This window comes from Ruegeria sp. CG1 (assembly GCF_056537265.1).
In genome coordinates this window covers 660,781-674,807 of sequence record NZ_JBQFRF010000002.1, presented here as the reverse complement: position 1 = coordinate 674,807, position 14,027 = coordinate 660,781, and the positions used below count along the sequence as shown (strand labels likewise).

At 55.7% G+C, this 14,027-nt stretch carries 13 protein-coding genes and 1 pseudogene; 8 read left to right on the top strand and 6 right to left on the bottom strand.

What is annotated here, in order from left to right; all coding sequences use genetic code 11:
• Positions 1–218: 218 nt before the first annotated feature.
• Positions 219–611 (bottom strand): annotated as a pseudogene (locus ACR0AU_RS08690) (IS5/IS1182 family transposase); the annotation flags it as partial.
• A 508-nt stretch (positions 612–1,119) separates the two neighbouring features.
• Here ACR0AU_RS08690 and ACR0AU_RS08685 point away from each other — a divergent pair.
• Entirely contained in the window at positions 1,120–1,284 is a 165-nt protein-coding gene (locus tag ACR0AU_RS08685; protein ID WP_170732836.1) for a hypothetical protein, read from the top strand.
• A 104-nt stretch (positions 1,285–1,388) separates the two neighbouring features.
• On the opposite strand, the gene ACR0AU_RS08680 is transcribed toward ACR0AU_RS08685, so the two are convergent.
• Positions 1,389–2,045: a GntR family transcriptional regulator gene (locus ACR0AU_RS08680; protein ID WP_170423179.1), complete on the bottom strand. Its 657-nt coding sequence runs from the start codon at positions 2,043–2,045 to the stop codon at positions 1,389–1,391.
• 138 nt (positions 2,046–2,183) lie between these two features.
• On the opposite strand from ACR0AU_RS08680, the gene dctP reads away from it, so the two are divergent.
• From dctP to ACR0AU_RS08645, 7 genes are all read left to right on the top strand, one after another.
• Positions 2,184–3,170, top strand: coding sequence for a TRAP transporter substrate-binding protein DctP (dctP, locus tag ACR0AU_RS08675; RefSeq protein ID WP_480795560.1), 987 nt, complete (start codon positions 2,184–2,186; stop codon positions 3,168–3,170).
• 101 nt (positions 3,171–3,271) lie between these two features.
• The gene (locus ACR0AU_RS08670; RefSeq protein WP_480795559.1) at positions 3,272–3,814 is read left to right on the top strand and encodes a TRAP transporter small permease; all 543 of its coding nucleotides are present in this window, start codon (positions 3,272–3,274) and stop codon (positions 3,812–3,814) included.
• Positions 3,815–3,819: 5 nt separating this feature from the next.
• Entirely contained in the window at positions 3,820–5,136 is a 1,317-nt protein-coding gene (locus ACR0AU_RS08665; protein ID WP_170423173.1) for a TRAP transporter large permease, read from the top strand.
• Positions 5,133–6,389 carry a malonyl-CoA decarboxylase gene (locus ACR0AU_RS08660; protein WP_170732834.1) on the top strand — a complete coding sequence of 419 codons (1,257 nt, stop codon included), beginning with the start codon at positions 5,133–5,135 and terminating at the stop codon, positions 6,387–6,389. Before ACR0AU_RS08665 ends, ACR0AU_RS08660 begins: the two co-directional genes overlap by 4 nt.
• Before the next feature lie 5 nt (positions 6,390–6,394).
• Positions 6,395–7,909, top strand: coding sequence for a malonate--CoA ligase (locus ACR0AU_RS08655; RefSeq protein ID WP_170732833.1), 1,515 nt, complete (start codon positions 6,395–6,397; stop codon positions 7,907–7,909).
• A gap of 127 nt (positions 7,910–8,036) precedes the next feature.
• Complete coding sequence (locus ACR0AU_RS08650; protein WP_170423167.1) at positions 8,037–8,444, top strand: universal stress protein; 408 nt, start codon at positions 8,037–8,039, stop codon at positions 8,442–8,444.
• Between the two features lie 121 nt (positions 8,445–8,565).
• Positions 8,566–9,240 (top strand): adenylate kinase, encoded by a 675-nt coding sequence (locus tag ACR0AU_RS08645; RefSeq protein WP_170732831.1) that lies wholly within the window; start codon positions 8,566–8,568, stop codon positions 9,238–9,240.
• Positions 9,241–9,323: 83 nt separating this feature from the next.
• On the opposite strand, the gene ACR0AU_RS08640 is transcribed toward ACR0AU_RS08645, so the two are convergent.
• The 4 genes from ACR0AU_RS08640 to ACR0AU_RS08625 all read right to left on the bottom strand — a co-directional run bounded on the left by ACR0AU_RS08640 (position 9,324) and on the right by ACR0AU_RS08625 (position 13,804).
• Positions 9,324–9,635, bottom strand: coding sequence for a helix-turn-helix domain-containing protein (locus ACR0AU_RS08640; RefSeq protein WP_480795610.1), 312 nt, complete (start codon positions 9,633–9,635; stop codon positions 9,324–9,326).
• 797 nt (positions 9,636–10,432) lie between these two features.
• Positions 10,433–12,073, bottom strand: coding sequence for an ABC transporter ATP-binding protein (locus tag ACR0AU_RS08635; protein ID WP_480795558.1), 1,641 nt, complete (start codon positions 12,071–12,073; stop codon positions 10,433–10,435).
• The gene (locus tag ACR0AU_RS08630; RefSeq protein WP_170596389.1) at positions 12,063–12,983 is read right to left on the bottom strand and encodes an ABC transporter permease; all 921 of its coding nucleotides are present in this window, start codon (positions 12,981–12,983) and stop codon (positions 12,063–12,065) included. Before ACR0AU_RS08630 ends, ACR0AU_RS08635 begins: the two co-directional genes overlap by 11 nt.
• Positions 12,980–13,804 carry an ABC transporter permease gene (locus tag ACR0AU_RS08625; RefSeq protein ID WP_480795557.1) on the bottom strand — a complete coding sequence of 275 codons (825 nt, stop codon included), beginning with the start codon at positions 13,802–13,804 and terminating at the stop codon, positions 12,980–12,982. Before ACR0AU_RS08625 ends, ACR0AU_RS08630 begins: the two co-directional genes overlap by 4 nt.
• Positions 13,805–14,027 lie beyond the last annotated feature (223 nt).

The window sequence follows — 14,027 nt, the reverse complement described above, 5'->3', positions numbered from 1 at the left end:
ATCGACGCGTGTTCTGGATGCTTTTCACAACAAGGGTATGACAGTGAAGATCTTTGCAACAAACATGTCGAACTTGGGGGTAGGATCCTAAAAGCCTATTGTATTGAATTGCTCAGTCCAAGCCACTTTACGCACCAAAGGCGATTGCAGCGAACTGCCCCCATCGTCAGTCCATCCAACCAATGGATGGCGGTTTCCTCGAGAGCGCTAGCTGAGAGTCAGACCCCCGAACAGCGGTCAAAGAGCGCCGCAACGCGCACTAGACCCTTGAGCCTGCCGGACATGATCTCGACGCGGTTTTGCCGTCTGTACCGACGCTTGTCATATTTGACCGGGGTCTTGCTTTGCGTTCAGCCTGCATTGCAGGCACGTATCCCCTTGTCTTGCAATGCTTCCCGGAACCGGTCGGCATCGTGGCCGCGTTCCCTGGGCAATCATTCGACATTTAGAAGGTCGCCAAGCATCGCGCATGCGCCAATGCCGACGCTGACCTGTCCGGCGGTGACAATCAGGTTAAGCGAACGCCTCTGGCTATCGCAGATGGCGTGTGACTTGGTGTTCGTGCCGCGTTTGGTTCGACCAATCAGACGCCCCCCTGCGCCGTTTTTCGAAAATTAACAAATACTTGCAACTTGCTTACATCAATTTTCTTTCAGAACATTCCCGTGTCCGGCCCGCCCAAAGTAAACATATTCAGAGCTGTATTCATCGCCGTCAGTTTGATTCTGGTGCTCGTTATCGTTGCCTCGTCAGTAGTCATATGACCCTCATTGCTGGTCTGGCGGCTCATCATCTTCACCAATATTTGTTTGTTCCGCACGGGTGGTCAAAACCGAATTGGGCACCACTTATCCGGATGAAGGCGAGCTGATCGACTAGGTGCAGCGGGCATTCGGCGATGGGATAAGCGCGCGGTACTATTGGCTTTATCGAGCCACTCGCGCGCTTCAGGTTTCAGCGGTTTTCTATCTGTTTGGCCTCGTTATGGTGCGAATTCAGGGTTTCAAGCTCTGCCCTGGAGGCGTTACGATCATTGCCATCGTGTTGGGTTGGTTCATGATACTGATCACTATGCAGATTATCTAAAAGATACTTTGGATTCTAAATGTTGGCTGGGTGATGAAATCCGCCATAATGATCCTGCTGCTGGTCTGCGGTAACCTTGGGAGCCTTCAATGTGGCTTCGCCAATGAAATCATCCTACCGACCATCATTCCTTCGTTTGTAGCCGGGATGGTCTATCTTACGGTCATCATCTTCACCTACATGGGGTTCGAAATTTGACCCGATTATATTTGAGATCTGATTCAAAGGCGCACTGGCATCAACGCTAGCTGACCAACCCAGTCGCGCTCACAATGAAATTCCGCGTGTATTAATGGCAACTGCTACTCAGCGGCGCTCTTGAGTGAAGCCATAAGGTTGCGAAACTTCTCACCTTGTACGGCGACATGGTCACGCAGCGCATTCGCTGTTTCTTCCGGTACGCCTTTTTTCAGGGCTCTGACAATTTCTTCGTGTTCGGCCATGGACTGGGCCATACGACCACGGAACCGAAGCTGCTGTCGACGGAATGGTTTGAGCCTTCTGTGCAGCTTGGAAGTTTCTTGCTCTAAGAATGCATTGCCGGACTGTTGATAGATGATTCGATGGAACCGCTCGTTTTCCAGGTAGTACGCATCGGGATTGCCCGCATCCACGGCCAGTTGGCATTTGCTGTTAGCTTCGGTCAGTTCAAGCAAAGCTTCATCGGAAATGCGCAACGCCGCAAGTCGACCACAAACGGCTTCAAGCTCGGCCATGACCTCGAACATCTCCATCAGTTCCACCGGGCCGGGCTGTCGGACAAAAGCGCCCCGCCGCGCTATCAGATCGACCAACCCCGACAAGGCAAGTCTCTGGAATGCTTCCCTAAGTGGCGTTCGTGAGACCCCGAACTGCTCAGCCAGTTTGACCTCATCTAGACGGTCACCGTCCGAAAATGTCCCGTCAAAAATCAGCTCTTCCAAATCCTGAGCGATGGTATCTGCAAGTCGTTGGTCCATAGATTTCTGTTTTACTTGTGATTAGGCGAGAACTCAAGAAATCATATCTTGTATACAATAACCTTGAATAAAAAAACATTGCTGCCCTATGCTTCTATTCATCCCCGGCTCATCCGGGACTGAAAACGGGAGGAAAAAATGAAATCAGTGTTCAAAACGGCCGTCGCTGCGTTGGCGCTTGCATCCGCAGGTACATTGGGGTCAGCGGAGGAACTGCGCCTGTCACATCAGTGGTCGAACAAGGACATTCGCCATCAAGTAGCACAGATTGTTGTAGACGAAGTTGCGGCGGCGGACGTTGATCTGGAAATCAAGATTTTCGGCTCGAAATCGCTGTTCAAGCCGCGCGAGCAGTACAAGCCGCTCAGCCGCGGTCAATTGGATATGACCATACTGCCGCTGTCCTACGCCGGCGGTCAGCAGCCTGCCTATAATCTGACGCTGATGCCGGGATTGGTGAAAAACCACGATCACGCTGCCCGTCTGGCCGACTCGCCCTTCATGGAGGCGTTGGAAGAGAAAATGGCTCAGGACGACGTGATGGTGCTGGTGCATGGCTATCTGGCCGGTGGCTTCGCCGGTAAAGACAAGTGCATCACGAACCCTGAGGATGTCGCAGGCCTGCAGACTCGCGCGGCAGGTAAATCCTTTGAGCAGATGCTGGCCGGCGCTGATGCCTCGATCGCATCAATGGCGTCGTCAGAAATATATAACGCCATGCAAACCGGCGTTTTGCAGGCGGCCAACACGTCGTCCTCGTCCTTTGTCAGCTACCGCATCTACGAGCAGGTTGCCTGCTATACCCCTGCGGGCGATGTGGCGCTGTGGTTCATGTATCAGCCGCTGCTGATGAACAAATCCACCTTCGACGGACTGAACGAAGATCAGCAAGCCGCATTGCTGGCAGCATCGGAAAAGGCACAGGCCTTCTATTTAGAAGAGGCCAAGAAACAGGACGCCAACTCGGCCAAAGTTTTTGCCGACGCCGGTGTTGAGATTGCGGAGATGAGCGCCGAAGACTTCGAAGCATGGCGTACGCTGGCAATGGAAACATCTTACAAGGCCTTCGTAGAAGAGGTTCCTGATGGGCAGGACCTGCTGGACAAGGCTCTGGCAGTCGAATGACCCCATCTTGCCGGGCGGCCTGCCGCCGCTCGGCATCCGATCTTGGTTCTGATCTTCTCTGATCTTCAGACTTAATTGCATCTCAATCACAGGAGGCGCAAATGGCCGGTCATAGCTCTGCCGTTGCTTCCCACACAGGGAACAATCCCTTCCTTCGCTTTGTCGCTGCGCTTTCAACTCTGGCTGGATGGTGTTCCGCAGGCATGATCGTCGCTGCTGTCACCATCACCTGCCAGATGATCATCGTGCGCTTCGTGCTGAATCAATCGACCATTTGGCAAACCGAAGCGGTCATTTATCTGGTCATCGCCGCAACCCTGGTCGGTCTGCCTTATGTGCAGCGCCTGCGCGGTCACGTGAATGTTGACCTGATCCCGATTTCGCTCGCACCTCGAGCCCGCTTTTACATGGCGATCCTGACTTCGGTTCTGTCCATCGCCATCGTCTCAGTCATGCTGTTCTACGGCTACGAATATTGGCACTTCGCATGGGAGCGCGGCTGGAAATCCGACACGGTTTGGGGCGTTCGCCTGTTGATTCCCTACCTCGCCATCCCAGTTGGCTTTGGTCTGCTGCTGTTGCAACTGATCGCCGATCTCGTCGCCGTCCTGCTTGGCATCGATAAACCATTTGGTCTGGAGTAAAGCCGATGGATCCCCTTCTGCTCGGCGCTATTGTCGCCATCGCCACCATCCTTGTTCTTTTCTCGGGCGTGTCCGTGGCCATCGGCCTGCTGATCGTCTCGGCTGGGTTCCTGATCGTCTTCGACGGCCCGCGCTCGCTGGAACTGATGCCGGAAATCCTGTTCGGCAAACTCGATAACTTCGCCCTTCTGTCTATCCCGATGTTCATCATCATGGGGGCCTCAATCGCCTCTACCAGAGCCGGAGCGGATTTGTACGAAGCGCTGGAACGCTGGCTGACCCGTGTTCCCGGCGGTCTCGTCGTATCAAACCTCGGTGCCTGTGCCCTATTTGCGGCTATGTCCGGTTCGTCACCCGCGACCTGTGCCGCCATCGGCAAGATGGGTATCCCGGAGATGCGCAAACGTGGCTATCCTGACGGCGTCGCCGCCGGTTCGATCGCTGCGGGCGGTACACTGGGAATCCTGATCCCGCCATCGGTCACTATGATCGTTTACGGTATTGCCACCGAAACCTCGATTGGCCGTCTGTTTCTGGCCGGTGTGATCCCGGGCCTTATGCTGGTGGGTCTGTTCATGGCCTGGTCGCTGTATTCGACCTGGAAATCCGGTGACGCGACCCGTCTGGGTTCGGGCAGCTACACCTGGGCCGAACGGTTCGAGATTCTGCCGCGCGTGCTGCCCTTCCTCGGCATCATTCTGGGTGTGCTTTACGCCATGTATGGCGGTATCGCCACCCCGTCGGAAACGGCTGCTGTCGGTGCCCTGCTCTGCCTGCTGATCGCGATGATCATCTACAAGCTGTGGAACCCCAAGGACATCTGGGTCGTGCTGCGCGACAGCACCAAGGAAAGCGTGATGATCCTGTTCATCATCGCCGCTGCCGGTGTGTTCTCTTACATGCTCAGCTCGCTGTTCATCACACAGGCGATTGCCGAATGGATCGGTACGCTGGACGTGAACCGTTGGGTTCTGATGGGTGCGGTCAACGTGTTCCTGCTGATCGCCGGGTTCTTTCTGCCGCCCGTCGCTGTGATCCTGATGGCGGCACCGATCCTGCTGCCGATTATCACCACCGCTGGCTTCGATCCGATCTGGTTTGCGGTTGTACTGACCATTAACATGGAGATTGGCCTGATCTCGCCCCCTGTCGGCCTGAACCTCTATGTGATCAACGGCATTGCGCCCGACATCTCGCTCAAGACCATCCTGACAGGCTCTCTCCCCTTCGTGGCCTGCATGGTGATCGCGATTGTCCTGCTGTGCCTGTTCCCTGGTCTGGCCACATGGCTGCCTGACCTGGTGATGGGAGCAGCGGTATGACCCTGCTGGCGGATCTTCTATCCACCGTGTTCGAGCGGCGTTACCGCCGCGACGGCGCGGTGGCTCCGGATGGCCGACCGCTGACCGAACTGGCCGACCCGCTGGTTGGGTCAGCGGGAGAAACTTCGGGGCTGGCGCTGGCCGAGGAAATCCTGACCCGGTTCGATACGCTGAGTGATGACGACAAGCTGGAATTCTTCCGCTATCTCGCCACCGCCATGAATATCGATCCCAAGGCGGTACGTTCGTCACTGGACGAATACGAGCGCAACCCATCGAAAGCGACCTATCGCAGCTTTGCGGCTGCGGTGGAACCGGCCCGGCAGGAAATGATCCGCCGGTTGAACCGCGTGCCCGGTGCCACCGGCGCACTGGTACAGATGCGCGCTGATCTGCTGCGGCTGGGCGGCAAGGAGCCCGAATTGCAGGCGCTTGACCTGGACTTCCGGCACCTGTTTGCCAGCTGGTTCAACCGTGGCTTTCTGGTGCTGCGCCCGATCAACTGGGAAAGCCCGGCGCATATTCTGGAAAAGATCATTGCGTATGAGGCGGTCCACGCCATCGACAGCTGGGACGACCTGCGCCGCAGGCTGGAACCCACTGACCGGCGCTGCTTTGCCTTTTTTCATCCCTCAATGCCGGATGAGCCGCTGATCTTTGTCGAAGTGGCGCTGAACAGCGGTATTCCGGGTTCCGTACAGGCCTTGCTCGCCGAAGACCGCGATCCGTTGCCCGAAGATCAGGCCGATACGGCTGTGTTCTACTCGATCTCCAACTGTCAGGCCGGGTTGGCCAGCATCTCTTTCGGCAATTCGCTGATCAAACAGGTGGCCTCGGACCTGTCGGCTGAGTTGGCGGGCCTGAAAACCTTCGTCACGCTCTCGCCGATTCCGGGGCTGACCAAATGGTTGTCGCAGGAAGGCATCGATTGGAACATCGAAGAGCCCGATCAGATGAAAGCACTGGCCGCACATTACCTGTTGAACGCCAAAGGTCGGGGCGATCTGCCGTTCGATCCAGTGGCACGGTTCCATCTTGGCAACGGTGCGCTGGTCCATGCGGTTCATGCCGACGCAGATGTTTCGGACAAGGGCCGGGCACAGTCCGGTGGCACCATGGTCAACTATCTTTATGACCTTGGCCGCGTAGCGCAGAACCACGAACAGTTCGCCAACACCCGCGAGGTAATCGCCTCGTCCGAGGCCAAATCGCTTGCCGCGTCAGCCTCTCTCACCACGACACAGGAAAGGTAACCCTTATGGCCAATCCTCTCTATGACGGTTTGTTCGGCGCACATGCCGGTAAAGACACAGCCTTTTTGCAGTTGCTCGACGGAACGACCATCACCCATCAGGACTTCCTGAGCACCGCCGCACAAATCGCCCATGTGGCGACGCAGCTGGGCCTGAAACCCGGCGACCGGGTTGCGGCACAGATCGAGAAATCGCCCGAAGCGCTGGCGCTATATGCTGCCTGTGCGCAGGCAGGTCTTGTATTCCTGCCGCTCAATACCGCTTACACTGTGGATGAATTGACCTATTTCATCGAAAACAGTGGCGCCTCGCTGATCGTTTGTGACAGCCGGAGCGAAGAGAAACTCGCCCCGGTTGGTGCGCAGCTTGGCGCGAAGGTCGAAACCCTGAACGCCGATGGCAGCGGCAGCCTGATGGAGCAGGCTGCAGCAATGCCTGCCAGCTTTGAGACCGTTGACCGTGATGGCGACGATCTGGCCGCATTCCTCTATACATCGGGGACCACAGGCCGATCGAAGGGTGCGATGCTGACCCAGAACAACCTGTTGTCGAATGCACAGACGCTGGTCAAAGAATGGCGCTTCACATCCGACGACGTGCTGCTGCATGCACTGCCGATCTTTCACACTCACGGACTATTCGTGGCCACCAATGTCACGCTGGCTGCAGGCAGCAGCATCGTTTTTATGCCCAAGTTCGATCTGGATGAGATCATCGGGCGGATGCCCAATGCCACGACCATGATGGGTGTGCCAACCTTCTACACCCGCCTTCTGGACGATGACCGCTTCACCAAGAATCTGGCCGCACATATGCGCCTGTTTGTTTCAGGCTCGGCACCCTTGCTGGCCGAAACCCATGTACAGTTCGCAGAACGCACTGGCCATCGCATCCTTGAACGCTATGGCATGACCGAAACCAACATGAACACCTCGAACCCCTATGACGGTGACCGCCGCGCAGGCACGGTGGGCTTTCCATTGCCTGAGGTCGAGCTGCAGATCTGTGATTCAGACGGCAATGCGCTGGCTCAGGGCGAGATCGGCGAGATCGAGGTACGCGGGCCCAACGTGTTCAAAGGTTACTGGCAGATGCCGGAGAAGACTGCCGCCGAACTGCGCGAGAACGGGTTCTTCATCACTGGCGATTTGGGCCGGATCGACGAAGACGGCTATGTTCATATTGTTGGCCGCAACAAAGACCTTATTATTTCAGGCGGTTACAACATCTATCCCAAAGAAATCGAGCTGGTTCTGGATGACCAGTCCGGCGTGCTGGAAAGCGCCGTGGTGGGCGTTCCACATCCCGATTTCGGCGAAACTGTTCTGGGCGTGATCGTTGCAGAGCCGGGCCAAACCCCCGATCTGGACGCAATGATGGAGGCCGTGCGCGGTAGCTTGGCGCGGTTCAAGCATCCACGCAAACTGATCCTGCTGGACGAACTGCCCCGCAACACCATGGGCAAAGTTCAAAAGAACATCCTGCGCGACCAATACAAAGACATGTTCGTGGCAGCGTAAGATGACCCTCCCCGGCCCAGTAGCCCCTCTTCTCGATAATGCTACGGGCCTAACTTCAACAACCAGGGCAGGCGGACCTGTTCCCTGCTCTGGTTGTTGAATTTTTCTACCTGCTGGAGAATCAGAAATGTATGGAAATATTCTAGTCCCTGTTTCCTTTGATACCGACCGCGACGCGCAAAGAGCGCTGGATGTCGCACAAACTCTCCGCTCGGATGGTGGTCATATCACTCTATTGCATGTCATTGAGCACCTTCCGCAATACACAAGCGACCTGCTTCCTGAAAACCATCTGGATATCGCAAAGACCAGTGTTACTGACAAACTGGGCCCACTAGTCGACGGGGTAGCGGACTCCAAAATTGAAATTGTCGAAGGACAGTCGGGCCGTGGAATTCTCGATTATGCAACGAATAACAATGCAGACTGCATCGTTATCGCAAGCCACCAGCCTGGATTGCAGGATTATCTTCTGGGGTCCACAGCGGCACGCGTAGTCAGGCATGCAAACTGTTCTGTACATGTGGTGCGATAGTCTGGTCTACGGGCCAGACGCAACGCCCACACACGACAGTCATACACCGCTAATACATCTGAAATGGCACTGAGCGGTCTATTCCAAGTCGTGTTTACGATATTCTCTAAGAGGAAAAAGAGTGACCAGCCCGAATACGTCTAAAGTGTTAATCCTTCTGGGCCCTCCTGGTGCCGGTAAGGGAACGCAATCCCGACTGCTTGAGCAAAAATTTGACTTGGTTCAGTTGTCGACAGGCGATTTGCTCCGCAGATCGATTGAAAGCGGCAGCGAAACAGGCAAGGCGGTGGAATCTATCATGGCTGAAGGCAGGCTCGTCGGAGATGACATCGTCATTTCGATCTTGCGTGACCGTATGAGCGATTCGGACTGTGCCGGAGGGGTGATATTAGACGGATTTCCACGCACGCTTAGTCAGGCGCGCGCATTGGATCAACTATTGGCGGAAACGGGGCAGCAGATCAGTGCTGTCGTCAGTCTTGCGGTGGATGACAAAAAAATGGTCGACCGCATTTCCGGTCGCTGTACCTGTGCAGGATGTGGCGAAGGTTACCATGATACATTCAAACCGCTTGAGGCAGCGGAACGCTGCGACAATTGCGGAGGCTCTGAGTTTAAGCGCCGTGCTGACGACAAGGCCGAAACAGTCGCTGCACGTCTGATTGAATATCGTGAACAGACTTCACCCTTGATCGACCACTATAGCCATATGGGCGTTTTGGCGAGTGTTAACGCAATGGGACCGATCGAGGCAATCAATCGAAGCATCGAGGCCGCCATATCGTCAAGGTCGTGATTACAAAAGAAAGCAGAGGTATCAGACCTTCGCAATTACGCTTGGCCAAAGCAAAAACAGACCCAAGAAAGGCTGTTCAGACGTCATTTTCTTAAATGCGAAACGTCTTTAAGAAAAGAAAAGCGCTTGCGATAATCTCCCGGCGAGAGGTCGACTATTTCGTGAAACATTCGGCGGAATGCTGAAACATCCATATACCTCATATCCCGGGCGATGGTTTCGATACTGGACTGCGATAGTTCCAGCCTCTGACAGGCATTGGTGATGCGACGCTGTTGCAGGTATTCCGATGGCGTGAAACCCGTGGCCGTCAGGAATCGGAATCCAAAAGTGCGCAGCTCAAGTCGAGCGGTGCGGGCCAATTCGGAAACCGGGATCGGGCCCGCATAACGCATTTGCACCCAATGCTGCGTTCGAAGGATTGCGTTGTCCCCATGAGTCAGGTTGGGCGAAAAAGAGATGTAAAAGCTCTGCGCCCGCTCGCCAGGGCCGATCAGAAGAAAACCGGGCGACCTGCATCAGTGGTCGCGGTGCGAGCAGGTTGGTGGGCAAAGTGCTACTGCCACCTCCAACGAACAAGACAGGAGATGCCAGATTGAGATCGACGTTCACTCGGTCCCAGATCTATTGTTCATAAGGCATCACCAAATTGGACTATGTCGTTCTAGGAGGTTTAGTCGGTAAGATCTTTTTGCGACGCTTGTAAGGTGCGCTCTGCAGCATTCCAGCCACTACTCGAGCACCCATTACGGAGAGCAGTCCCATGACCGTCGGGGATGATGCCATTGGGACAGTCATCACGACAAGCGCCGCTCACACATTATTGATCGCAGCCTTGCACTCGTATTTTGCGACAAGGCTTCGCGCGCGCTGACTGAGGAAACCCGGCGAGGAAGGTTGCGATGACTGCAACCCATGTCACCAATGGGGTGTCGAAGAACGGGGCAATTACACGGCCTGCGGTGACCTCAAGTATTAACCCTATGGCAGCCCAAAAGAGGATCGAACTGATTGTTAACAAGAATATCAATGCGATCCAGTCAAAAGCCACCTTAATTCGCGAGTTGCTCCTGAGTTTCAGGTTCTCTGCGTATCGATCTATTGTGATGTCGGTAAAAACAGAGTTTCGGAATACAAGCAAAATGAGAAGTCCACTGCGACTGAGCTTCGCAAGTGTTGTTATTGCCCGCGCCTACGCAGTGTCATGTTTTGTATCTAAGTGATTTTCTTTTCGCTCTTTCAGCAGGTTCGTCAACCAATCCGGGTCCATCTCGGGAACCGAACTTAGCAGCAGCTTTGTATAGTCCGGGAAGGGTTCGGATAGAACGGTATTCTTCAATCCCTGCTCGACGACTTGACCATTCAGCATCACAACAATCTCGTCCGAAATAGCCTCGACCGTGGCAATGTCATGCGTGATGAACAGATAGGAAATTCCGCGCTCCTTTTGTAGGCGCATCAGCAATTGCAGGATGCCTTCCTGCACAATCTGGTCCAGCGCGGACGTCACTTCGTCACAAATAATCACCTCAGGGTCGGCGGCTAGAGCGCGCGCAATGCAAATTCTCTGTTTTTGTCCGCCGGACAATTCGCTGGGAAGACGATCATAGAAGTCTTCCGACAACTCGATGGCTTCGAGCAGTTCGATGACCCGGTTCTCCTGCGCCCGGCCCCGCAGAGCATGATAGAATTCCAGCGGACGTCCAATGATTTCACCTACGGTTTGACGCGGGTTCATCGCGATATCGGCCATCTGATAAATCATCTGAATTCTGCGCAGCTGATCACGGCTGCGATTTTTCAGTTCGTTTGGCAGGACCTCGCCATTGAACGTGACCTGCCCGCTTGTGGCTGGCAGCAAGCCGGTGATCACCCGTGCCGTGGTCGATTTACCAGATCCGGATTCGCCGACAATCGACGCCGTGCGCCCCCGCGGCAGGCTGATTGACACATTGTGCAACACCTTGGCGCTCTTGCCATAGGCCGCATCCACACCGTCAATTTTAAGGATGATATCATCCGAAGTCTCGGCCTGCTTTTGCAACAGCCGCACGGACCAGAGGGATTTGGTATACTCTTGCTCGGGCGCAGACAGCATTTTGCGCGTTTCCGCCTCTTCTACCTCTTCTCCATAGCGCAGCACCTTGATCCGGTCCGCCATCTGCGCGACCACCGCCAGGTCATGGGTTATGTAGATTGCGGCGGTATGAAATTCTTCGACGATCCGGCGCATAGCAGTCAGAACTTCGACCTGGGTCGTCACATCCAGCGCAGTTGTCGGTTCGTCGAAAATGATCAGATCGGGACGGGGTGACATCGCCATGGCTGTCATGATCCGCTGTAACTGGCCACCGGAGACCTGATGAGGATAGCGGTCACCAATCGTTTCGGGATGCGGTAACGACAACGAGGCATAAAGCGCGCGGGCATCCTCACGCGCGACATTCTCGGGTTGCAGTCCCTCGCGCACCGTTGCAGCAACGGTCTGATCCAACAACTTGTGCGCCGGGTTGAACGACGCAGCCGCCGATTGGGCCACATAGGCTATCCGCGATCCCCACAGATGCTGCAGCGCGTGGTCGTCCAGATCCCGCAACTCCTGCCCCTTGAACCGGATCGAACCGCCCGTGATACGACAGCCGGGTTGCGTGTATCCCATAGCCGCTTTGCCCAGCGTCGATTTGCCCGCGCCACTTTCGCCTATCAGGCCCAGCACCTCACCGCGCTTCAGGGTCAGGTTGACACCTCTGATGATCGGATTCCACTTTTCGTCCGAGAACCCCTCGATACGGATGTCGCGCATATCCAGCAGAAGATCAGACTCAGTGTTCATCGCGTAATCCGCTTGTTTTGTGCAAGAACCAGTCGACGACAAAGTTGACCGCCACAGTGATCAACGCGATCGAGGCAGCGGGCAGCAGTGGCGTGATCCCGGCCTTGAAATCATATTTGGCGAACTGGATCAGGTTGGCGGTCTCGCGCACCATGGTGCCCCAATCGGCGGTGGGGGGCTGAATACCGACGCCCAGAAAGCTGAGCGCAGCAATGGTTAGGAACACGAAACAGAATCGCAGCCCGAACTCGGCCACCAGCGGAGGCATGATGTTGGGCAAAATCTCGCGACGCATCACCCAAGGCAGTTTTTCGCCGCGCAGCCGGGCTGCCTCGACATAATCCATCACTGCCACGTTCACCGCCACAGCGCGAGTCAGGCGGAACACGCGGGTTGAATCCAGAATCGCAATAATCAAAATCAACGACAGCGCCGACGAGCCGAAAATCGACAGCAGCATCAGCGCGAAAATCAGGCTGGGAATGGCCATAAATACATCTACGCCCCGGCTGATCAATTGATCCAGCCAACTGCGGTTAATCGCAGCGATCAGCCCCAGACCACCTCCAATGAAGAACGCCAGCAGCGTAGTGACAAAAGCGATACCGATGGTGTTGCGCGCACCATAGATCAGCCGCGACAGAATATCACGCCCGATCTGGTCGGTACCCAGCCAATGCTCGGACGACCAGGGTGCGTAAGGCGTCGGGAATACCTCGGCCTCACCATAAGGCGCGATGACCGGCGCTCCGATTGCCATGACTAGATAGAACAGGATCACAAACATGCCGAAAATTGCTGTCGGCGGCGCTTTCTTCAGCTCGATCCAAATACGCTCGCGCTTGCTGCGACGGGTCCGCACGCGACCCACCTCGGCGGCGGCTGAATATGTCTTGCTTGTCTGGCTCATTTTGGGTGCAGAAGCCTCGGGTTGGTGACGATTCCAATGATGTCGGCAATCAGGTTCAGAAGGACATATGTGGCGGCGAATATCAGGGCGCACGCCTGAACCACCGGGATATCGCGCGAGCTGACCGCATCGACCATCAGTTGGCCGACGCCGGGATAGACGAACACCACCTCGACCACGACCACTCCAACTACCAGATAGGCCAGGTTGAACGCGACCACCGTTGAAATTGGCGCCCACGCATTGGGCAGCGCGTGATGCAGAACCACGCGGCGGGCGTTCTCTCCTTTCAACCGCGCCATCTCGACATAGGGTGAAGCTAGAAGACTGATCAGCGAAGCCCGCGTCATACGCATCATGTGCGCGACGATTACAAGTGTCAGTGTAAGCGCAGGTAATATGCATTTGACGATCCGCTCGACCAGCGGCATCCCTGGCTCCACATTGGCCAACGACGGCAACACCGGCCATAGCGTTCCGAACAGCAAAATCAGGATATAGGCCACGAAGAACTCGGGGAAAGAGATCGCCGTCAAGGTGCTGGCGCTGGCCAGCTTATCATAGCGCGAATTGCGCCACAGCGCGGTGGTGATGCCCAGAAACAGCGCTAGCGGAACCGAGATCAGCGCCGCCATACCCGCAAGAAACAATGTGTTCCATAAGCGCGGTGCGACCAGTTCCACTACCGGACGTGATCGATCCACACCCGAACTCGCCCGACCTGAGAACGACGTTCCCAGATCCCCGGTCGCCAACGCACCGATCCAATCGAAATATCGGATATAGGCAGATTTATCGAGGCCAAGCTCCGCCCGGATCACCTTTCCTGTCCTCTCAGATGCAGAAACTGCAGAGCGGCCGGATTTCGCGTCGTATCTTCATATCAAGCGCTCTGGCTGCGGGCCTTGCCATTCCGGCGGCACTGAGCCTATCCTGACAAGCACTTGCGCAGGTCCCTAAAAAAGGCGGAGCGATCAAATTTGGCTTTGGCAGCGGTTCGACTACCGACTTTTTAGACCCAGCAACCTATGAAGGCACGATCAA

Coding starts and splice junctions, on each gene's coding strand:
- ACR0AU_RS08685 (WP_170732836.1), top strand. CDS start 1,120: ATGAAATCCGCCATAATGATCCTGCTGCTGGTCTGCGGTAACCTTGGG.
- ACR0AU_RS08680 (WP_170423179.1), bottom strand. CDS start 2,045: ATGGACCAACGACTTGCAGATACCATCGCTCAGGATTTGGAAGAGCTG.
- dctP (WP_480795560.1), top strand. CDS start 2,184: ATGAAATCAGTGTTCAAAACGGCCGTCGCTGCGTTGGCGCTTGCATCC.
- ACR0AU_RS08670 (WP_480795559.1), top strand. CDS start 3,272: ATGGCCGGTCATAGCTCTGCCGTTGCTTCCCACACAGGGAACAATCCC.
- ACR0AU_RS08665 (WP_170423173.1), top strand. CDS start 3,820: ATGGATCCCCTTCTGCTCGGCGCTATTGTCGCCATCGCCACCATCCTT.
- ACR0AU_RS08660 (WP_170732834.1), top strand. CDS start 5,133: ATGACCCTGCTGGCGGATCTTCTATCCACCGTGTTCGAGCGGCGTTAC.
- ACR0AU_RS08655 (WP_170732833.1), top strand. CDS start 6,395: ATGGCCAATCCTCTCTATGACGGTTTGTTCGGCGCACATGCCGGTAAA.
- ACR0AU_RS08650 (WP_170423167.1), top strand. CDS start 8,037: ATGTATGGAAATATTCTAGTCCCTGTTTCCTTTGATACCGACCGCGAC.
- ACR0AU_RS08640 (WP_480795610.1), bottom strand. CDS start 9,635: ATGCGTTATGCGGGCCCGATCCCGGTTTCCGAATTGGCCCGCACCGCT.
- ACR0AU_RS08635 (WP_480795558.1), bottom strand. CDS start 12,073: ATGAACACTGAGTCTGATCTTCTGCTGGATATGCGCGACATCCGTATC.
- ACR0AU_RS08630 (WP_170596389.1), bottom strand. CDS start 12,983: ATGAGCCAGACAAGCAAGACATATTCAGCCGCCGCCGAGGTGGGTCGC.